The 18,511-nt window shown below is 56.4% G+C and carries 20 protein-coding genes, 1 tRNA gene and 1 pseudogene; 11 read left to right on the top strand and 11 right to left on the bottom strand.

The features are described from left to right. Positions 1-143 precede the first annotated feature (143 nt). The gene (locus tag ACPOL_RS27675) at positions 144-599 is read left to right on the top strand and encodes a hypothetical protein (RefSeq protein WP_114209911.1); all 456 of its coding nucleotides are present in this window, start codon (positions 144-146) and stop codon (positions 597-599) included. 206 nt (positions 600-805) lie between these two features. Here ACPOL_RS27675 and recJ read toward each other — a convergent pair whose 3' ends face one another. Continuing rightward, entirely contained in the window at positions 806-2,719 is a 1,914-nt protein-coding gene (recJ, locus tag ACPOL_RS27670) for a single-stranded-DNA-specific exonuclease RecJ (RefSeq protein ID WP_114209910.1), read from the bottom strand. Beyond that, a complete protein-coding gene (locus tag ACPOL_RS27665) occupies positions 2,719-3,132 on the bottom strand; it encodes a hypothetical protein (protein WP_338026722.1) in 414 nt (137 codons plus the stop codon). The genes recJ and ACPOL_RS27665 overlap by 1 nt, the downstream gene beginning before the upstream one ends. A 3-nt stretch (positions 3,133-3,135) precedes the next feature. On the opposite strand from ACPOL_RS27665, the gene ACPOL_RS27660 reads away from it, so the two are divergent. The 4 genes from ACPOL_RS27660 to ACPOL_RS27645 all read left to right on the top strand — a co-directional run bounded on the left by ACPOL_RS27660 (position 3,136) and on the right by ACPOL_RS27645 (position 4,586). Then, on the top strand, positions 3,136-3,798 hold the full coding sequence (locus ACPOL_RS27660; protein ID WP_236657597.1) for a (2Fe-2S) ferredoxin domain-containing protein: 663 nt from the start codon (positions 3,136-3,138) through the stop codon (positions 3,796-3,798). A 48-nt stretch (positions 3,799-3,846) separates the two neighbouring features. Further along, a complete protein-coding gene (locus ACPOL_RS35575; protein WP_114209908.1) occupies positions 3,847-4,125 on the top strand; it encodes a DUF507 family protein in 279 nt (92 codons plus the stop codon). Beyond that, positions 4,122-4,397 (top strand): DUF507 family protein, encoded by a 276-nt coding sequence (locus tag ACPOL_RS35570; protein WP_114209907.1) that lies wholly within the window; start codon positions 4,122-4,124, stop codon positions 4,395-4,397. The genes ACPOL_RS35575 and ACPOL_RS35570 overlap by 4 nt, the downstream gene beginning before the upstream one ends. Before the next feature lie 112 nt (positions 4,398-4,509). Beyond that, positions 4,510-4,586 (top strand) — tRNA-Glu (locus tag ACPOL_RS27645). 100 nt (positions 4,587-4,686) lie between these two features. Here ACPOL_RS27645 and ACPOL_RS36605 read toward each other — a convergent pair. Both ACPOL_RS36605 and ACPOL_RS27630 read right to left on the bottom strand, forming a co-directional pair. Beyond that, positions 4,687-4,974 (bottom strand): annotated as a pseudogene (locus ACPOL_RS36605) (tyrosine-type recombinase/integrase); the annotation flags it as partial. Between the two features lie 228 nt (positions 4,975-5,202). Further along, on the bottom strand, positions 5,203-5,493 hold the full coding sequence (locus ACPOL_RS27630; protein WP_161557597.1) for an N-terminal phage integrase SAM-like domain-containing protein: 291 nt from the start codon (positions 5,491-5,493) through the stop codon (positions 5,203-5,205). A gap of 126 nt (positions 5,494-5,619) precedes the next feature. On the opposite strand from ACPOL_RS27630, the gene ACPOL_RS36600 reads away from it, so the two are divergent. Beyond that, positions 5,620-5,730 carry a helix-turn-helix domain-containing protein gene (locus ACPOL_RS36600; protein WP_114211117.1) on the top strand — a complete coding sequence of 37 codons (111 nt, stop codon included), beginning with the start codon at positions 5,620-5,622 and terminating at the stop codon, positions 5,728-5,730. A 473-nt stretch (positions 5,731-6,203) separates the two neighbouring features. Continuing rightward, a complete protein-coding gene (locus tag ACPOL_RS27620; RefSeq protein ID WP_114209904.1) occupies positions 6,204-7,124 on the top strand; it encodes an MBL fold metallo-hydrolase in 921 nt (306 codons plus the stop codon). A gap of 550 nt (positions 7,125-7,674) precedes the next feature. Here ACPOL_RS27620 and ACPOL_RS27610 read toward each other — a convergent pair. The 4 genes from ACPOL_RS27610 to ACPOL_RS33740 all read right to left on the bottom strand — a co-directional run bounded on the left by ACPOL_RS27610 (position 7,675) and on the right by ACPOL_RS33740 (position 9,991). Then, positions 7,675-7,974 carry a putative quinol monooxygenase gene (locus tag ACPOL_RS27610; protein ID WP_114211116.1) on the bottom strand — a complete coding sequence of 100 codons (300 nt, stop codon included), beginning with the start codon at positions 7,972-7,974 and terminating at the stop codon, positions 7,675-7,677. 490 nt (positions 7,975-8,464) lie between these two features. Next, the gene (locus ACPOL_RS33750) at positions 8,465-8,917 is read right to left on the bottom strand and encodes a response regulator (protein WP_161557596.1); all 453 of its coding nucleotides are present in this window, start codon (positions 8,915-8,917) and stop codon (positions 8,465-8,467) included. 91 nt (positions 8,918-9,008) lie between these two features. Continuing rightward, positions 9,009-9,422, bottom strand: a complete 414-nt coding sequence (locus tag ACPOL_RS33745; RefSeq protein WP_161557595.1) for a hypothetical protein — start codon at positions 9,420-9,422, stop codon at positions 9,009-9,011. A 413-nt stretch (positions 9,423-9,835) separates the two neighbouring features. Then, positions 9,836-9,991 carry a hypothetical protein gene (locus ACPOL_RS33740; protein WP_161557594.1) on the bottom strand — a complete coding sequence of 52 codons (156 nt, stop codon included), beginning with the start codon at positions 9,989-9,991 and terminating at the stop codon, positions 9,836-9,838. A 142-nt stretch (positions 9,992-10,133) separates the two neighbouring features. Between ACPOL_RS33740 and ACPOL_RS27595 the strand changes: the two genes are divergently transcribed. The 4 genes from ACPOL_RS27595 (at position 10,134) to ACPOL_RS36595 (ending at position 13,400) form a co-directional block, all read left to right on the top strand. Continuing rightward, positions 10,134-10,427: a hypothetical protein gene (locus ACPOL_RS27595; protein WP_150133151.1), complete on the top strand. Its 294-nt coding sequence runs from the start codon at positions 10,134-10,136 to the stop codon at positions 10,425-10,427. A 57-nt stretch (positions 10,428-10,484) separates the two neighbouring features. After that, the gene (locus tag ACPOL_RS27590; RefSeq protein ID WP_114209899.1) at positions 10,485-11,213 is read left to right on the top strand and encodes an alpha/beta fold hydrolase; all 729 of its coding nucleotides are present in this window, start codon (positions 10,485-10,487) and stop codon (positions 11,211-11,213) included. Positions 11,214-11,241: 28 nt separating this feature from the next. After that, positions 11,242-12,651, top strand: coding sequence for a dihydrolipoyl dehydrogenase family protein (locus ACPOL_RS27585; RefSeq protein WP_114209898.1), 1,410 nt, complete (start codon positions 11,242-11,244; stop codon positions 12,649-12,651). A 98-nt stretch (positions 12,652-12,749) separates the two neighbouring features. Then, positions 12,750-13,400 (top strand): RNA polymerase sigma factor, encoded by a 651-nt coding sequence (locus tag ACPOL_RS36595; protein ID WP_114209897.1) that lies wholly within the window; start codon positions 12,750-12,752, stop codon positions 13,398-13,400. A gap of 207 nt (positions 13,401-13,607) precedes the next feature. Here the strand turns inward: ACPOL_RS36595 and ACPOL_RS27575 are convergent, their stop codons facing one another. The 3 genes from ACPOL_RS27575 to ACPOL_RS27565 all read right to left on the bottom strand — a co-directional run bounded on the left by ACPOL_RS27575 (position 13,608) and on the right by ACPOL_RS27565 (position 18,510). Further along, entirely contained in the window at positions 13,608-14,057 is a 450-nt protein-coding gene (locus ACPOL_RS27575) for a DsrE family protein (RefSeq protein WP_161557593.1), read from the bottom strand. A 452-nt stretch (positions 14,058-14,509) separates the two neighbouring features. Beyond that, positions 14,510-15,049 carry a GNAT family N-acetyltransferase gene (locus ACPOL_RS27570; protein ID WP_161557592.1) on the bottom strand — a complete coding sequence of 180 codons (540 nt, stop codon included), beginning with the start codon at positions 15,047-15,049 and terminating at the stop codon, positions 14,510-14,512. A 365-nt stretch (positions 15,050-15,414) separates the two neighbouring features. Then, positions 15,415-18,510, bottom strand: a complete 3,096-nt coding sequence (locus ACPOL_RS27565; RefSeq protein ID WP_114209894.1) for an efflux RND transporter permease subunit — start codon at positions 18,508-18,510, stop codon at positions 15,415-15,417. Between the last annotated feature and the right edge of the window lies 1 nt (position 18,511).

Here is an 18,511-nt window from a genome sequence, read left to right as displayed (position 1 = left end):
TGGCCCGGGAAAGGAGTCTTGCTCCCGGCCCAGAATGGCCGGTGGCCGGGCAGTACAATCGCGTCGGTTGCAGCATGCACCTTGGACCGGCAGCTAACAGCCAGACAGGCAACTAACAGCCCGACAAAGGAATGGTAAGACCCATGATCAAGACGAAAGCAAACCCACTCATTCAATGGATCGTCGTGTGTGGACTAGTCTTTGCAGGAGCCGGGGCGAGCGCGCCCGCCCAGATGCCCGGACACCATCCAGCTTATCTTCATGCACTGCGCAACCTGCGGGAAGCACGCAGCCTGCTGCAGACCAACTTTGGCAATCCGGTGCATGCACAGGCGGCGGCGCAGGCCCTCAACGAAATAGAGCATGCCATTAACGACCTGAAGAACTCGGCTGGCGCCGATGGAAAGGCCCTGCAAGACGTCCCCCCATCCAATCGGAACTTGCCACCCGCGGGACGCTTTCATCAAGTGGCCGATCTATTGCGGGCCGCGCATAACGATGTCAGCGGTGCGGAGAGCGACCCGGCGGCCATCCAGAACCGCGATGGCGCGGAGCGGCGGATCGATTCGGCCTCTGCGATTATCGCGCGGGTGTTGTAGCCTCCATTGGTCTTCCGGAGGCTGAGCTTCGAGAAACGATCTTCCCTTATCCAGCTGCGAGCGAAGGATTTGCGTTTTCAGGGATAGGCGCTACGTCCCTGTCGTCAATTCTCGAATGGAACTTCAGACACGGGGCTCTAGAAGCTTAAATGCTCTAAGTGAAGGCAGAGCAGCCCTTCCCAGATACCCGCGGCAACGCTGCCTTTCTAAGCCGAGGAGTGTGGCGGATGCGAACTCTGCACCGCCGCGGCCTCCGCGAGCCGAAGGTCTTCGATTTCCAATTCAACGCCCCCGAAGTCGGGATGCTGGTTGTGGCGAAGCCGGTAGACCACATCCAGCAAGGCGCCGTCGCCGACTCCCATCGCCGCAAGCCTGCCGGCCCAGCGCCAGGCGAGAGCGGGTATGGCACCTTCGCCCGGGCCTCGAGCCAACTGCAGTTTGACATGAAGCTCCTTCAGGATGCGGGGCTGTCCCACCACTTTTACGTTGGTAGCGACAAAGCGCGGATCTTCGTTGTTCATGCCGGTAGGGTGAAGGCGCTGCAGGCATGCATAGAGTTCTGGAGTGATCTGGTCGAGCGGCAAATAAGCATCGCACAGCAGCATGGGCTCCAGGTCCTCCTGCCTCAGATGAATGCCGGCATAGTCAGTGAGGCGCTGGCGCAATTCCGGCACCCGGCTGGATGGCAACGAGAAACCGACCGCGTGAGCATGGCCTCCGAAGCGAGTGAAGAGTTCGTGGCAGCTCTCGATGGCCTGAAGAAGATGAAAGCCAGGAATGGAGCGTCCCGATCCATGCGCCTCAGCCTCCCCTGCGTTGTCGCCGCCCGCAGCGCCGACGTCTGCCTCGTGAGTAATCACGATTGCCGGGCGTCCCGTCTGCTCGACGACCCGCGAGGCAAGGATGCCAATCACCCCGCGATGCCAGCCCTCTCCGTCGAGCACAATGCAGGGGCCTTCCCGAAGCCGAGGATCTTGCTTAAGCTGGGCTTCGATCTTGTCGAGAATGCCGGCCTCGGTGTTGCGGCGATCGGAGTTCAGGCGATCAAGCTTCTCTGCCAGGAAGCGGGCGCGCTGGGAGTCGCGGGTGGTGAACATCTCAACTACCTCGGACGCGATATCCATGCGCCCGGCGGCATTGATGCGTGGGGCCAGCCGGAAGGCGATGTCGGTCGAGGTGAGACGGCGCTGCACGGGGTCGAGCTTCGCCAGCTCCAGCAGCGCCCGAAGCCCCGGGTGTGCCGGGCGGCCGAGCTGCTCGATGCCGAGAGCCGCAATCGCCCGGTTCTCGCCGAGCAGCGGAACCGCATCCGCGATGGTGGCAATCGCCAGCATCTTCAGGAAGGATGGCAGGATCTTTTCCCGCGCTCTCACCCGGTCATGGGCCTCAAGCAGTGCCTGGGCCAGCTTGAAGGCCACACCCGCGCCGCAGAGATGCTTGCACGCATATTGGCAGTCCTGCTGATTGGGGTTGAGCACCGCAATTGCCGGTGGCAGTCCTCGGCCGAGATCCGGCAGATGATGGTCCGTGACAATCAGGTCGATGCCGAGACTGGCGGCTGCTTCGGCTGCTGCAAAAGCCCGAATTCCAGTGTCGACGCTGATCACGAGACGGGCACCGGCGGCCACGGCGGCTTCGACCACCTCGCTCTTCATGCCGTAACCCTCGCGGAGCCGGTGAGGCACGTGGAAGCGGACGTCACTCCGTCCCGGGCCCGCGATCATTTCGATTGCCGTCTTGAGCAGGACCACGGCCACCGTCCCATCAACGTCATAATCGCCGTAGATCAGGATCGGCTCGCGGCGGGCGATCGCCGCCTTGACCCGCGCCACCGCCACCGTCATCCCGGCCATGCTGTAGGGATCGTGGAGGTGATCGAAGCTGACGTTCAGAAACCGCTCCGCTGCCTCCGGGGAGTGGACGCCGCGCAGCCGTAAAAGCTGAGCCAGCACCACTGGGATGCCGGCGCTTTGCGCGAGCTCCCGGGCCGCATCGATGTCAGTCGGCGGCACGACCCAACGCACTCTTCGCGGCAGGGTCGAAGCGGGGACAATACCCGGCGGGACTGAAACGGGCAATGAGGGGGCTACTGGTGAAATTGAGGGGGCTACTGGTGACATCACGACTCTTCGTCTTCGTCGCCGCCGGTTTCTAAAAGAATGTCGCTGAACGACTCCACCGCTTCCAGCATCTGCTGATAGCGGTCATACCAGGGGGTCGAATTCTCGTGGATATACACCACCCCCTGGTGGGCAAAGCCGAGTTGAATGTAGCCGAGCTTGCCGACATAGCTGACGAGGAACTCCACGTCATGAACGTCGGATCCGTCTTCGGCAGAGAAATCCTGATCGCCGAGGTGCTCGATGAGAATCTCGAGGTCTTCTTTTTCCAGAATGACTTCGCTCATGGTGAGAAACGAAGCCGAGGCAGTCTTGGCCATCTCGACGAAATCTTTCCAGCTGTCGGGATTGGAGTCGTCCTCCCAGAGGATCGTGGGCACATCATCTCCGGCAAAGCCGGGAAAACGCCGCATGCCGTGGCCTTCGATGAAGGCCACCATGTCGTCTTTGAGGGAAAGCAGATTGTCCGGTTGCATCGTCAAGAAGGTATTGTCGCAGATTTAGCAATGGGTAGCGACCAGCAATTTGCCCACTTTCGCCATCATGGGTTCGCCGCGGCCGTCATTCGGAAGGCATCTATCGCTGGCAATCGTCCGCCTCGGTCCCGCAGTGGTCCTCATGCTCAGAATGCATTGGTTCCTGGTGATATGTTTAGCTCAGTTCGAGAGGAGTCGCCATTGCCTGAATTCGACCGGCACATCTTCGTATGCACCAATCGCCGCGAGCCGGGCGCGGCCCGTCCATCCTGCAGTCCGGACGGCAGGGGCGAGTTGCACTCCCTGCTGAAGGACAAGCTGAAAGCCGCCAAGCTCCCCGGCGTCCTGCGGGTCAACAAATCCGGGTGCTTGGAGCAGTGTGAGCACGGCCCGACGATTGTGGTTTATCCCGAGCAGGTCTGGTACGGGTTCGTCCAGCCCGAGGACCTCGATGAGATTGTGGAAGAGCATCTTCGCCATGGCCGGCCGGTCGAGAGGTTGCGATTGGCATCCGAGTGTCTCAATACCCCTTCCTGCCGGCATCGGCCCGCCATGGTTTCCCCAGCTTCCGGAGCCCCGTCAGACGGCCCATCGGGGCGGTAACGCCTTCTGAGCTAAGCCCTTCGGTGTGCTATATTCCCAATTGGATCAATGATTTTTTCTAGAGAGTATGTCGGATATCTGGCTCGTCAGACGGTAAAACATTTGGTCGACGCGAAGATGATCCACACCGAAAACCTGAAGAAGGTCGAAGACCGCGTCACCCAGGGCCTGATCGAAGAGCTCTCTCTGGAGGACCGCATCAACGAAGAGGTGCGGGTGATTCTTGACGCCTACCAGGACGACATGCGGCGAAGCGGCGCCAGCTACATGGAGATGTTCAAGAAGGTCAAGATTGAACTGGCGCGCAAGTATAAGGCGGTCCTATGAGGATCACGCGCGACAAGTTGAACAAGCTCGCTCACGTCGTCGCCGATACCCTCGCTGAGACCGATGAGGCCGACTTTCTGGAGGACCGCAATACCATCCGCCAGGAGGCGCGCAAGGCGCTCGAAACCCTGCTGCTCGCCGAATTGAAAATCGACCAGGCGGCCAAGCAGAAGATCGCCTCGCAACGGCGGATCATCCAGGAAGGCAGCCAGGAGTGGGACATTCTGTACCGGAAGTACTACAACGAAGAAGTGAAGAAGCTGGGTATATAGAGAACTAAGAAGTCCGGGTATTCAGCCGTTGGTCTCGGGGGCATCCGATACCGATTTCGCTTCGACACCAACCGTTGATATACTTGAACAGTCAAAGCCACTCGGCTTCTGTGGCGTCATGGTGTAACTGGTTAACACGCCGCCCTCTCAAGGCGGAGAGTACGGGTTCGATCCCCGTTGACGCTACCAAATGTCGTTTTCCCGCTTGAAGCGGTGAGTTTCGCCGGTTCCCCAAGATCGAATCCAGCCTTCCCACCGCATCCCCCAAGGAAGCCCGCGACAGTTGTTGATAGCGCGCCGCCATTCGCAGTTCCTTGTGGCCGAGGAGTTGAGCAACGGTGTGAATGTCGGCGCCCTGCATACGCATCCAGCTCGCAGCCGTGTGTCTCGGGTCGTGGAATCTGAAGTCGTCGATCTCCAGCCGACGGCAGACGGTCGCGAATCCCTTGCTGACGTTGTCGGGAGTGCAGTCTTCGGCGAGCGCAATCACCCTATCTGTCGGGTGCACGCTAGTGGTCCATGGCTCTTGAGTACGTTGGCGGCTAATTGATTTAGGTACACGTGCGACCGTCGCCATTCTTCGTTTGCGGTAACGGAATGCGCGACCCGTTGATGTCCACGTCGCGCCAGCGAAGACTTAGTACTTCGGCCCGTCGCATGGCAGTAAAGGCCGCCAGGCCCGCGATCGGTCGGAGCCAATCAGGGCAATCTACAAGCAACGCTCGTAATTCCGTAGGCTGCAGATAGCGAAGTCGACCAGCGGGCACACTGGGCGCTTTGATCTTCACTGCCGGATTCACCAGAATCAATTTCCATTCAAGGCCAAGCCCAGCAGGTGTTTGAGGACATTCAGCTCCTTTGTGACGCCGCCGGCCGAGATTTGCCCTGCACGCTCTGTCACATACTCCTGGATCTCCGCTCTGCGAATGCTGGCCATCGGCATCGAGCCAAAGAATGGACGTAATTGGTTCTCGACAATGCCTGATGTTCGTTCATAGCTGCGCTGTCTCAGCCTTGGCTTCTGGTGCTTCAGGTAGTGCGGTAGCAGGGAAGCGAAGGACGCTTTCACCGGCTCGGCATATCCCTTCGTCACCATCTCGTCCATCCTGCCGCTTCGTCTTCGCCAGCCATCAACCACTGTCCAGGCTCTAATCCGTGCCGTCTGGCTCAGAGAACTAGAAAGGGATAACATCTTGCGCGCTCACGGACGCGCGAGTGGGTCATAGGCGGGAGAAGTGGCGCTGCTAAGCGCCTTGATATGAATCGCACCTCGCTCGTCTACAGGATGCAACAATTGGGCATCGGCCGCCCTGTACATATCCGAACCGCTTGAATCTCAGCCGGAAGGCTTGGCCCCCTATCGAACTGCTGCCCGGCGGCGGCCCGCGACGGGACGCCGTCAGTGGCGAAATGCTGTCATCAATCCGTCGGAACCGACAGGCCGTGTTCTGTCCTCACGTTCAGTAACGTGCTTCGTTCGTATATGTTACGCGGCTTAGTTCGATTGCTCCCGCCAGCGTGTAAGTTGGCCATTCGCTTGCAGCATGACGCTCACGAGTGTCTTGGTCTATCTATCTCGGCGATGACCGGAAGATGAGCCGTTAGGCCAGAGCGTTACGGATTCAGATTGGGCGGCACCCAGATCAGCGGCGGGATCGAAAGGAATTGCACTAACCTGCGAGAAGGCATCGTACCGGGGCTATTCTCCTGGACTGTGAGCTGACCGACCAACTGCCCGCGAGCTAGCCGAACGACAAAGCTCGGCGCGATCCATGAGCAGAAACCATGACGATAGGAGAAACAACAATGAGCAACGACAATGATCGAGCAGCTACACCTCCGTGGGATGCCTCTCTTGTAAACCTAACGTCGAAGGAACTATCTCCTGGTGTCTTAGCGGTACTGCCAGACGACGTCTTCGACAAAGACCACGTGGCCACGACAGCAGGGTTCGTGATCGGGGAGCGGGCGGTTCTGGTGATCGAATCCATGCTGAATGGCGATCTCGCTTCGCAGCTCATTGGTCTTGTGCGGAAGAAAACAAGCAAGCCCATTCGGTTTCTTGTAAACACGAGCTATCACGGAGATCACGCGTACGGCAATTATGTCTTCCCGGAGAGTACGGTCGTCGTTCAGCATCCCGCCACCAAGCGGTACATGGATGAACATTTTGAAGAGGACCGCACTTTCATGCTCGGCCTGATGGGCAGAGGTAAAGGCATCGAACGGGTTCACTCACGCAGCGCTGACGTCGTGGTCCCCGAAATGATCACAATTGATTTGGGGGGTCGAAAGGTCGAAGTTCGGCATCTCGGCTTCGCCCAAACACCGGGCGACCTCGTTGTTTGGGTACCCGATGCCAAAGTGCTATGGGTGGGCAACATGATTCAAGCACCTTCTCCCGCTCTCCCCTGGCTCCTGGAAGGCCGGCATCACGACACGATTGAAACTCTAAGTCGCGTGAAGGCATTCCTTCCCGAGGATGCGACCATCATTCCCGGACACGGCAAGCCCATGCGCCCGTCGGACATTGACTTTCCTCTCAACTATCTTCGTGAACTTGACGGCTCGGTGCGAAGAGCGATCGATGAGGGACGCTCCGCAGAGGAAACTCAGGATGCAGTTGCGATGGCTCACTACGGCGACTATAGCCTCTTCGAATGGGCACACAGGACGGTCAACGTTCCGGCTGCTTACAGTCATCTTCGAGAGAACACAACTGAGTAGTTCCAAACAGATTAGAGACAGCGACTGCATATCGGGCCATGGCCTACCCGATATGCAACGACGCAGAGGTGAACATGAGCACAGCATTTAGCGGCAACTCCGTTTTCGACCATGTCCAAATTGGGAGCATCTATAGCGTTCTCGCAGACCTATCACCACCAGCGAGGCATCACTGATAAAGCTCAAGCAGAAGCGTGGGAGCCGATTGTTAAGGGAATTAAGAGACATGGTGCTGTAGCCATCGCCCCGCTGATGCACGCTGGAGCGACATGCCAAGGGAACCGCTTCGTGACCCGCACGGCTCTCGCAAACCCAGCCTTCCCTCTCACTCTGGCATCAGGCTTTTCGTCGAAGGCATTTGACGTCACGATGCTCCTCCCGATCGCGAACATCAAAGAGCAAGAACTGTCTTGACGTATGGGGAGATAGCTTACACCTCGCACAACGCCTACAAGCCTTACCGCTCACCGAGTGAGTTCTTTCGTCTAGTGTGTCTTATGAGAATTCGGGTAGCGCGAGTAGAACGCTACCATGGAAAAACAAGTCTCAATCACTTTTCAGCAACTATGTTGAGCCGTTGGATCTTAGGAGCCTCAGAAAACAGTTCTTGAGCCTTTGCCATCAGCGCCTTCGCAAGCTCGCCCTCCAGGTGTTCGTCGCGGCCGACTTCATCGTTGAAGGTATCGACTATCCGATATACTCCTGGCTTGTCTTCTTCTTTCAGCCCATACCAGCTCGCCAGTCCGGGTTCTGCACCTGCCATCACGGCACCCTGCTTCAGAAATGCTTCGACCGCTGATTCTTTTCCGGGTTTGGCCTTCAACTCAACATGGAACGCAAACTTTGCCACTTGGACATTCTCCTTTGTAGGTGTTAGCAGAACTTTGTGATATCCGACCTTTCGGTTCGTCAGAGAACGGATAGATACCATGGTGCGTTCGAGAATAGAAGCCGCTGTGGGCTACCATGCCGAGACGAGTTGCACTTCAAGTTCCAAAGATGCACATTGTCACAATTGGCGATCTGTCACGAAAGCTCCTTTGCTAACGCTCACTCCTCTGCTCACTTCGTAAAAGCGTTCCCATCAGCGAGACGAATTAACATCTGAATTCCGTCAGTGGCAAAATCGCCGCGACATCTCTGTCGCGACCATGCGGGAGGGTCGTGCACATTCATGTTCGGGCGAATCTACATGCGTGTCGGGAAAGGAGGGATCATTGTCAAATGACAATCATCCCTCTCTCTGTTGCGGCTCATTCGGAGAAGGGTTCGCAAGGCTTCGATACGTTCGGGCTGAAGCAGTTCAATTGCCGCGGCGGAAGAGTTCATATTGGCCACGATCATTTGCGGCATCCCCAATCTGGCGTTTCATCGGGGTCCAGGAACTTCCAGATGCTGTCGAGTAAATCTTGAACGGGCTTTCCCTTGTCTAAGCATCGCGAGAAAAGCACACGATCTTCGTAGGAGAGTAGTTCTAAGCATCCTGTTAATAGAAGTATTGGATACGGCACACCGAAGGCCCGCATGCGCAGTAGGAGTTCGCGGCCATTCATCCCCGGCATGTGAAAGTCGAGTAGCGCAAGGTCCACTGCAGAAAGATCACTTTCAAGTGCCTTAAAAGGGCAATGAAACAGACTGACCGAGTAACCGTGTTCGCGAAGGATTTCGGCTCGTAGTGTTGTGGCAACGACCTCGTCGTCGACGCACAGTATTCGATGAGATGTTCTCGTTCCGGACTGAACCAGCATACCCAACTCCCCTGAACCAACAGCATTAAAGGCGTTCCATTTCATCGATGATGGTCGGGGGTTCATAGGACAAATAGGAGCGCCCGACCTCCGCAAGACCACCCTCGCACTGAGCCACTTAGCAAGCCGGGTCGGTTCAACCGGAAGCCACGGTTCTTCGTACGTCGGTCGGAGAGGCTTTGAGAAAAACAGATGCTTCGTATTCGCCGAAGCAAGCGCTGATGACGCTGTTCGCGTTAATACCTCGCAAAATGCCACAGGCATCAACTTGCGAGTCGACGTCACTTTCAAGCAGCTGATCTACCTCTTCATCTAGGTGCGCTCGAAAGTCCCGAATTTCTTGAAGAGACGGCCGGGACAATGACCTCTGCAGATATTCCCGTGGAGTCCCGCCGTTCAGCGAGTGGTAATAGCTTGTAAAGAATTGCTGTAGTTTCTCTTCATAGATGCCGTGGTCGAAGAGATAGGGCCGCAAGACGAAGTTCTCGAGGAACCCGGTCGGCATAGCTTGTCGCCACTTCATCGAGTTTGTTTCGGGAGGCGCTTGCATCGTCTGATCTTCGACCGATAGATTCACTCCCAACGAAGCCGTAAGTGAGCGAACAGCTTTGTACTGAGATTGGAGCATAGACATGATCGATTTACCCACCGCTGTGCTTTCGGTTCTACCTTAACGTTCTCGCGACAGACGCATACACCACTGCACTCAGGCGACCATCGCAAACGGCACCTTGGATAGTGAAGCAAACGGCCTCACCATCTAGTTCTGAACCGTTTCTCGCCGCGCAGTTGATCAGAGCTTTTTACGTCAAAAGCACGGCCGAAAATTCGCCAAAGACAGTATTTCGACTCCAAACGGTTACCGCATCGGCGTTTTGGCATATCCCTTTCGAGGATGATTTAGCTGAGCTTTACCAGACCGCCTTGATTAGCCGGCGCGGCACACCTGGCAGGTCCCTCCCACTATGCGAGGTGACCATCCGTGACGAGACGAAATCCTGTCACTGTCAGGAAGTTGTCGCGGTTCCGGCGCTTCGACCTCAGATCGATCTCGTCGCCCCCTCCAACTAACTGGGTAATTTTGAAGAGAAGCAGGATCCTGTCGGATAAAACAGACATTCGCGACCAATGGTCTGCCAATTGCATTGTTTAAACGCACGAGTCCGAAAAGGTCTTCTCTTCGTTTGTCAAGGTGACGGCGAGCAATGCGCTTGAGAGAGCCCGACCGGCAGGCAATAAGGAGCAAACAAAGAAGGTGGATATGAAGGGTACGTCCTCCCGTCAGAAGTTACACGATGAGTTGGTGGCTAACGTTCCGCTCACTCGCCTATCAACGTGTCTGGTTGGAGCCCTTATAACGACGCCGATCTACTTCGTCACCGGCACCATGCTGCTTTCCACGCCGGGAGCGACGATCGAGTGTAAAGGGTTGCACTCCATGAATAGCCTAGGGCTTTCTCTGTTCAAGGATGTAATGTCTTTCGGCGTTTCGCTTTACTTCATCAGCTATCACGGTCAAACGGCGATGCTTGCCGAGAGCAGAACCAACGCGTGAGCCAGCTTTTTCCCTACAGCAGCACAAACGTATCAAGACTACGGAGATAAATTCATCATGGAATCTCATGGGCAAAGGCCCACCATTGTTCTCGTACACGGGGCCTTCGAAGATTCGTCGATCTGGAGTGGCGTGATCCCGCGGCTTCGGCGTGAGGGCTTTCCTGTCATTGCCTTCGCAAATCCGCTACTCGGAGTGGCAGTCGACACAGCGTACCTGCGAAGCGTGTTGAATAGAATTCAAGGTTCCATCATCTTGGCGGCTCACTCCTACGGCGGAGCTGTAATTACCCAGGCTGGCGCAGAGGACCCCAAGGTCAAAGCCCTGGTATACGCCGCCGCTATCATGCCAGCGCCCGGGGAAGCCGCAACCGATCTGCTCGAACGCTTTCCTGACAGCACATTCCCGACGTCGGTCGAACCGGTTAACTATATGCTCCCCGACGGAACGAATGGCACATATCTGCTCTACCAAGCTGACAAGTTTAACAACAACGTCGCCGCAGATGTACCCGACAGTGACGCCGCACTCATGTTCATCACTCAACGCCCTATGAATCTAGCTGCCTTAAATCAGAAAGTGACGGTCGCCGGTTGGGAAACCAAGCCAAGCTGGCAGGTCAGAACCCTCCGGGATCTCGCGATACCCCTCGAAGAGCAGAAATTCGAAGCAGATCGCGCCCATGCTCATGTACTTGAAGTCGATTCCTCGCATGCCGTAACTGTCTCCCACCCGGACGTTGTGGCTGATGCAATCGAACAGGCGGCCCGTGCAGTCTCGAACTAATGAAGGATCATCTTGGAGGACAAAAGCGATGGAGTCTCAGACCCAGATTGAGGATTACGACCTCGTCATTTTAGGGAGCGGCGCTGGCTCGAAGCTGCTGGCATGGACATTTGCAGGAAGCGGAAAAAGAGTCGCAGTCATTGAACGGAAATATGTTGGAGGATCGTGTCCGAACATCGCGTGCTTGCCCAGCAAGAACTTGATCCATACCGCTCAAATTGTGTCCGATGCCCGTCGAAGTGGAGTGTTTCGCTCGGCTTGTTCTGATGGCTTTGCCGTAGAGATGCCGCGCGTGACAGATCGGAAGCGAACGATGGTCAAAGGTCTCGTCGATGCCCATCTCGCGTTGTACAAGGGAAGCGGCGCGGAACTGATCATGGGATCAGGGGCGTTCACGGCGGCGAAGACACTTAAGGTCGAACTCAACGATGGCACGACGCGAATGCTACGCGGAGAAAACGTCATCATCGGTACCGGAACGCATGCGAAAATCGATGACCACATCCCAGGCATGCTCACTGCGCGGCCCCTCACTCATGTTGAGGCACTCGAGCTGGACGTATTACCAGAACATCTCGTGATCTTGGGTGCCGGCTATGTTGGGCTGGAATTTGCGCAGGCTATGCGCAGGCTCGGTAGCAGAGTCACGGTGATTGACCACAATAGTCACGTTCTCCACCATGAGGATGAAGACGTCGTTGAAGGATTGCATTCTCTTCTTATTGAAGAAGGCATTGAACTTGTCCTCAATGCGAAAATCAATGGCGTCTCTGGGGTCTCAGGGAAATCTGTGCTACTCCATGTCGAGGTTCTTGGTAGCCCCATGGCGATCGCGGGGACACACCTATTAGTTGCAGCCGGAAGGATGCCGAATACCAGAGACATTGGACTCGAAACTGCGGGTATCGAACTTAGCCATGAGGGCTTCGTCAAAGTTGACGATCGGTTGCGGACGACAGCTCCGGGAGTCTGGGCTGTCGGTGAGGTCGCCGGAAGCCCTCGATTTACCCACGTAAGCGTCGACGACTTTCGCGTTGTCCATGACAATCTGCTGGGGGGTGAACGCACCACCACAGGAAGGCAGGTGCCGTTCTGCCTCTTCACAGACCCTGAGTTCGCAAGAGTCGGACTCAGCGAAAAGGAAGCTGTGGCGAAAGGTTTTGACTACCGCCTATTCAAGATCCCTATGGCGGAGGTCTTGAGAGCGCAGAGCGTAATGGAAACCCGAGGTTTCATGAAGTGCCTGGTCGAATGTCGGACTGACCGCATCCTGGGATTCTCGATGTTTGGTCAAGGCGCAGGCGACGTCATGACTTGCGTGCAGATCACTATGCTCGGAGGCCTCCCTTACACCGCACTCCGCGATCTGATGATTGCCCACCCAACGTTCGCTGAAGGATTAGGCTCACTGTTTTCTTCAGTCCCGACATCGTCCTAACCAGCACGACGCATGTTTGAATCAATACCGCCTCGGCTCGACGGAGACGGTCTCTATTCATCACAACTTTGCCATCGGCTGCACTAGTGAGGAAGCGCATGGAGGATAAGACAACACCCGGATTTCTACCGATGCGGGAGAGCGTTCGCGCGGGCGAAACCACGCTGATTAGCGCTGCTCTGCAGGGTGACGGTGACGCATATCAGGAGCTATGCCGACGACATTCTAGGCAGGTCTTTCGCACTGTGATGCGAATACTCCACAACACAGAGGATGCAGAGGATGTCGTTCAAGAGAGCTTGATCAAGGCCTTCATCAATCTCCCTTTCTTCAAACAGACGAGCACGTTTTCGACGTGGCTTAACCGTATTGGGATTAACTTCGCATTGATGCAACTGCGTCGCAGGCGAAGTGGGATCAATCGTCTCTTGACGTTCCCCATCGAATCGGAAGAAAGCTTCTTGATGGATGTGGCTACGGACTCTCCTTCTCCAGAAGATCTCGTATCGGCCGCTGAGCAACATCACGCTCTACTTCATGCCATCAGCGTTTTGCCTGCGTCTCTACGCGGAATTATAGGTAGTCGATTTCACCAAGAGGCTAGTATCCGGGAGATCGCAACCGCCATAGGTCTTTCAGAACCAGCAGTCAAATCTCGACTGCATCGTGCTCGATCTAGATTGCGACAAACAATGGCAAAGCGAAACGGGGTCGCTCAGGAGACTCAAATGAAGTTCAAGCCGGACTGACACTCCACTGGACGCCAATGCCGATGCAAAACGGCTGAGGCGGGCGGACCGGCTGAATTTGACGCGACGGGCGAGGCCATGGCAATGGCGACAATTCCACGGCGTGGGCGTTGCGATAGCAGGCACTTTCGCGGAAGAAGCCTGGTTGAGCCGGGGCGGCTTGGCATAGACGATCCATATTGCCGATAAAGCTTGCGCAGCAAGGAACTATTCCGTAATGACGCGATCAGCCCATTCGACGAGCGAGACGAAGATCGCCGGATTGCCGAACTTTGCCCCCCACTGATCCAGGTCCATTTGCAAGACCCCTCGCGCACGGCTGCAGGCGCCGCAGGCATAGATTTGGACATGTCTTTCAGCAACCTTCGTCATGGTTTGCTCTAGCGGTGGCCAGCCCACCGGCACGACTGCCCCGGCAAGTGATTTCCGCATCAGTGAGACCGATTCGCCAAGCAGGAAGATCTGCACGGAATGGCCCGCCTCGGAAAGCGCGAGGCCGTGAAGAAACGGAAACGCCGCCTTGGTCGGATCATCCGACCCCCAGGCACTTTTCATCATGATGTTCAGGGACTTATGCGGAGTTCCTTGACCAAACGAAGACGCTACTCCAGCAAAAGGTAACGCGACGAGTTGACGAAAAAATGACCGACGTACCATGAGACCTCCCAAGAAAGAAGCCGAAGTATACCATTTGGTCGGTCGAGTTACTGAAAGAATACCGATAACGCACTCACATTTCATTTGTTCTGTTAACGAATCCGCTCCGTGATTGTGCTGATGCGTTGGGAGATCTTACCCGCCAAAGCAGTCGGCCCGAACGGATTCAAGACTTTCTCGACAACCAATGTACGCGCTAGTGCGGTAAATATATGAGATTGAAAGCTCTTGGGTGGGCCAAAGCGGTTGACCGGGTGCGAAACGGGATGCCAGTGACCTGAGCGGGTCTTTAGGGGTGAACCTGCGGTGAGCATGGCACTCGAATTCGCCGGCAGTAAGGGTCAACCTGAGGCGCCCAATCTTAATCCCGACGCGGGAAGTTACGCTCCAGGCGCTCAAGCTCGACCAAAGCAGTGGGTAAGAGCTACGTTGTTGGAATGGCTGGATCTGTTTTACTGCGGCTCGTCGAGCAGGTTTGCTTTGGAATCGAACAGGAAAAGATAGCGAGTCTCTTTCCCCTTTGTGACAAGTTCGGCCTCAGCGGACTTGCCTTGAAACCGGGAGATTGCCTTCGCCCAAAACTTTTGGGCTGGCACGTTGTTCGCCATGACACGAACTTCCCATCGGCCAGGAAATTGACGCCAAAGTCTCTTTGCTACCTTATAGCCGACTCCTTTTCCCCGTACGCCACGAACGATGAAGAAGTCAGCCATGTCCCATACTTCACGATCGCCTGAGAAACCGGATCCCCTTTTAACGAGTGCGAAGCCCCCCAATTTCCCATCAACCCAAACGATGAATGGGAACCGATCTGGATCCCTCCAATATGGCGGGAGCGGGTCGTAGTCAAATCTGCCGTCGATTCCGAGCGGTCGCTCTACGAAGTCGGTGAAGTCGTGAATGTAAAGCTGGTAGAGGTTCGAGAGGACTGGCTGCTGTCCCGGAGTTGCAAGCATGATTTCGACCGACTGATCTTTTATAGTCACATCCATATCAGGTCTCGTTTGAATGATATGTGTTTGGCTCGCCCGCATGAAGAAACGCTGAGTAAGCCAACGCTCCATTCCTTTTCAGTTTGCGTGCCGATTCGACTCCGTGTTCTTCTTCATCGCAGCCTCAATTTCCTTGACTAGGAACTCCCATCGTTGGCAGTTCAAGGCCATTCATATCAATGAGGAAACGGGGAGAGCCAATCGAGCCCTGAAGCGAGGGGTCGCATCCTGCCTCATAGCCGCAAGCCATACAGCAAAGCGATGAGTGACTCGGCGGTGAGGCGTCGTCGAGAGATTCGTCGCCGACCAGCGTGCGCCAAGACACTGGGTCACCACTCATTTACGGAGACGAATGATTCGCCAAGTTATGAAGTGGGCCCGGCGAGTTCGCGTCGTTGCTCCTCGTCTCGATCGGACCGCCGTGCCAACAGTGGAATAATAAACAAGATGGCCAGCAGCGTAGTCACCATGCCGCCGACGACCACCCGCGCCAGGGGCTGCTGGGTTTGTGCGCCGATGCCGGTAGCGACGGCTGCGGGTAGCAGTCCGAGACCAGCGGCAAAGCATGCCATTACGACCGGGCGCATCTCGTCGAGGCAGCCCATGGTCAGTCCGGCTACAGGGCCATCCTCTTCCTGGGCGCGACGGATTCCCGAGAGAAAGACGACCGCACCTAGCGTTGCGACGCCGGTAAGCGACGTGAATCCAACCGCCGCCGAGATGCTGAAGGAGGTGTGGGTGAAGAACAAAGTAAACACGCCGCCAATGGCGGCAAACGGAAGCGTGCCTACGATGATGAAGGCATCGGTCCAGGTCCGGAACTGAACGTAAAGCAGGACGAGGATGATCAGCACACTCACGGGAATGATGATCGCAAGCCGTTTTTGCTCTTTGCGAAGGCTGTCGAACTCGCCCGCCCAGGTGTAGTCGTAGCCGGTGGGTAGTTTTACCTTGGCGGTCAACTGCTGCTGAAGGTCCTGAATTGCGCTGGCGAGGTCGCGTCCCCTCACGCTGAACTTGATTGGGATGTAGCGGCGGCCGCCTTCGTGATAGATCGTGAAAGCCCCGTTTCGCAGGTCGACATCGGCCACGGCACTGAGTGGCACCTGATTGCCATCGGGAGTGGAGATGAGGATTTTACTGATGGCGTCGGGCGTGTCGCGGAATTCAGGCGAATACCGGACCGCGAAATCGAAGCGTCTGTCCCCATCGATGATCTGGGTAATGGGTGCGCCACCGACCGCTGCTTGAACGACGTTGTTCACATCCTGGGGCTGAAGACCGAAGCGGGCGGCCTTGGTTCTGTCAATGGATACGAGGAGACTGGGCTGACCGGTAACATTGAAGACTCCGACATCGGTAATCCCTGGAACCTTGCCCATGATTGCTTGAATCTGATCAGCAAGGCGAGTCAATTGGTCAAAGTCCTTGCCGAACAACTTCAAGGAATTCTCGCCTTTCACGCCGGACATGGCTTCTTCGACGTTGTCCTGGATGGTCTGTGAAAAATTAAAGTCAATGCCGGGGTAGCGCTCGAAATCCTTCTGAATGGCGCTGATCAGTTCATCTTTGCTTCCGTGGAATTGCGGACGCCATTGTCCGGCCGGTTTGAGGTCGGCGAGGAATTCGGCGTTGTTAAAAGTGCTTACGTCGGTGCCGTCGTCGGGGCGCCCCATCTGCGAGAGCACCTGGCTTATCTCCGGGTAGCTGCGCAGGATGACGCGAATCCCATTGGCGATGTCTGCCGATTGCTGGAAGGAGATGTCCTGCTGCATGGTGGCTCGTATCCACAAATTACCCTCTTCCAGCGGGGGCATGAACTCCCCGCCTACGAACTTGAAGAGCACAAAGGCCGCGACCAGCGCTCCGATCCCGATGGTCCACGTGATCTTACTGAAACGCAAGGCATTTTTTAGTGAACGCTCATAGTACTTCCTTAGGAACGCGCTGAGGCGGGTTTCCCCAGCCTCCTCCCGCGTGCGTCTCTTTGGAACCGCAAAGGAGCCCAGGACAGGCGCAAATACGAGCGCAAAGATCAGTGCGCCGGTCAGCGCGAAGCCGTAGGTTACTGACATCGGCGCAAAAATCTTGCCTGGAACTCCCTGCATGGTAAAGAGCGGAATGAAGGCCACCAGGATGATAAGCGTGGCGAAGAGCACGGGTTTCGCCGCATCGCTGACCCCTTCGGTGATGAGCTCCCCGATGTCGTCTACTTCGATGTGGCGGGAAATTCTGCGATGGACGCTCTCGAGCACGACGATCGAGGACTCGACAAGGATGCCAAAGTCGATCGCCCCGATTGAGATCAGGTTTGCCGACTGATTGGTGAGCACCATCATGGCGAAGGCGAAGAGAACGGCGAAGGGAATGGTGATGGCCGCAATGAGGGTGATGCGTATATCGCCGAGCATGCTCAGCAGGACGAGGGTGACTAGAATCAACCCAAAAATAATGACGTGCCGGACGGTGGTTGTGGTGGTTTTGATCAGCCTGGTGCGATCGTAGATAGTCTTAATCTGCATGCCTGGCGGCAAGAGGTTACCGGTGTTCAGGTCATGAATCTTCTGGCGCAGCCCCGCCAGTGCAGGCAGAGAATTTCCGCCTTTCTGGAGCAGCACGATGCCCTCGACAATGTCTGGATTCTCGTTTCTACCAACAATACCCAGACGGGGCTCATGGCCTTCTTTCAACGTGGCTACATCGCCCAGCAAAACGGGGGTGCCATTGCGTTCGGCGACTACGATATTGCTCATATCCGTGAGCGAGCGCAGCAGTCCTATGCCGCGGACGTTCACGCTTTGGGCACCCAGCGAGAGGTAGTTTCCGCCCGCGTTGGCGTTGCTGTTCTGAACTGCGGTGACGACTTGCGTCATGGTGACGCCCAATCCCCTCAGTTTACTTGGGTCCACTTCCGCCTGGTATTGGCGCGTAGTTCCGCCAAAAATCGCGACGTCGAGGATGCCTGGCACCTGCTTCATCTCGCGCACGAGCAGCCAGTCCTGCGTGGCCTTCAGTTCGTTGAGTGAATAACCCGGCCCGGTCAGCTCATAACGGTAAATCTCGCCGACCGGAGACTCGGGCGAGAGCTGCGGCTGTAAGCTGCTTGGAAGGTTCACTGACTGCAAACGGTTCAGAGCTTCCTGGCGATCGGTAAAGTAGTCGCTGTCGAAGGTGAAATACATCTTCACATCGCTGAGGCCGAAGATGCTGATGGAGCGGATCTGTTCGAGCTTCGGCGTCCCGTTCAGTCCGGCCTCGAGCGGAATCGTTACCTGCTGCTCCATCTCTTCAGCCGACCACGATGGATTCTGCGTGATGAACTCGACCATTGGCGGGGACGGATCGGGATACGCTTCGATGTCCAGCCGAAAGAAAGCGAACGCCCCCACCGCCAGCGACGCGAGGAACAAAATCAACACGACGTTCCGGTAACGCAAGAGTGCGCGGATGAACCCGTCCATG

The organism is Acidisarcina polymorpha, assembly GCF_003330725.1.
Classification (GTDB): domain Bacteria; phylum Acidobacteriota; class Terriglobia; order Terriglobales; family Acidobacteriaceae; genus Acidisarcina; species Acidisarcina polymorpha.
The sequence above is the reverse complement of the archived record's forward strand: the minus strand, read 5'-3'. Positions and strand labels throughout refer to the sequence as shown.

Bases quoted from the DNA above. Each gene is read 5' to 3' on its own strand.
- ACPOL_RS33740 (WP_161557594.1), bottom strand. From the start codon at position 9,991: ATGTCTGTTTTATCCGACAGGATCCTGCTTCTCTTCAAAATTACCCAG.
- ACPOL_RS27665 (WP_338026722.1), bottom strand. From the start codon at position 3,132: ATGCGGCGTTTTCCCGGCTTTGCCGGAGATGATGTGCCCACGATCCTC.
- ACPOL_RS27575 (WP_161557593.1), bottom strand. From the start codon at position 14,057: ATGGTACGTCGGTCATTTTTTCGTCAACTCGTCGCGTTACCTTTTGCT.
- ACPOL_RS27630 (WP_161557597.1), bottom strand. From the start codon at position 5,493: ATGGTGACGAAGGGATATGCCGAGCCGGTGAAAGCGTCCTTCGCTTCC.
- recJ (WP_114209910.1), bottom strand. From the start codon at position 2,719: ATGTCACCAGTAGCCCCCTCAATTTCACCAGTAGCCCCCTCATTGCCC.
- ACPOL_RS33745 (WP_161557595.1), bottom strand. From the start codon at position 9,422: ATGCAAGCGCCTCCCGAAACAAACTCGATGAAGTGGCGACAAGCTATG.
- ACPOL_RS27595 (WP_150133151.1), top strand. From the start codon at position 10,134: ATGAAGGGTACGTCCTCCCGTCAGAAGTTACACGATGAGTTGGTGGCT.
- ACPOL_RS36595 (WP_114209897.1), top strand. From the start codon at position 12,750: ATGGAGGATAAGACAACACCCGGATTTCTACCGATGCGGGAGAGCGTT.
- ACPOL_RS35575 (WP_114209908.1), top strand. From the start codon at position 3,847: ATGATTTTTTCTAGAGAGTATGTCGGATATCTGGCTCGTCAGACGGTA.
- ACPOL_RS27590 (WP_114209899.1), top strand. From the start codon at position 10,485: ATGGAATCTCATGGGCAAAGGCCCACCATTGTTCTCGTACACGGGGCC.
- ACPOL_RS27620 (WP_114209904.1), top strand. From the start codon at position 6,204: ATGAGCAACGACAATGATCGAGCAGCTACACCTCCGTGGGATGCCTCT.
- ACPOL_RS35570 (WP_114209907.1), top strand. From the start codon at position 4,122: ATGAGGATCACGCGCGACAAGTTGAACAAGCTCGCTCACGTCGTCGCC.
- ACPOL_RS27585 (WP_114209898.1), top strand. From the start codon at position 11,242: ATGGAGTCTCAGACCCAGATTGAGGATTACGACCTCGTCATTTTAGGG.
- ACPOL_RS27565 (WP_114209894.1), bottom strand. From the start codon at position 18,510: ATGGACGGGTTCATCCGCGCACTCTTGCGTTACCGGAACGTCGTGTTG.
- ACPOL_RS33750 (WP_161557596.1), bottom strand. From the start codon at position 8,917: ATGAAATGGAACGCCTTTAATGCTGTTGGTTCAGGGGAGTTGGGTATG.
- ACPOL_RS27675 (WP_114209911.1), top strand. From the start codon at position 144: ATGATCAAGACGAAAGCAAACCCACTCATTCAATGGATCGTCGTGTGT.
- ACPOL_RS27570 (WP_161557592.1), bottom strand. From the start codon at position 15,049: ATGGATGTGACTATAAAAGATCAGTCGGTCGAAATCATGCTTGCAACT.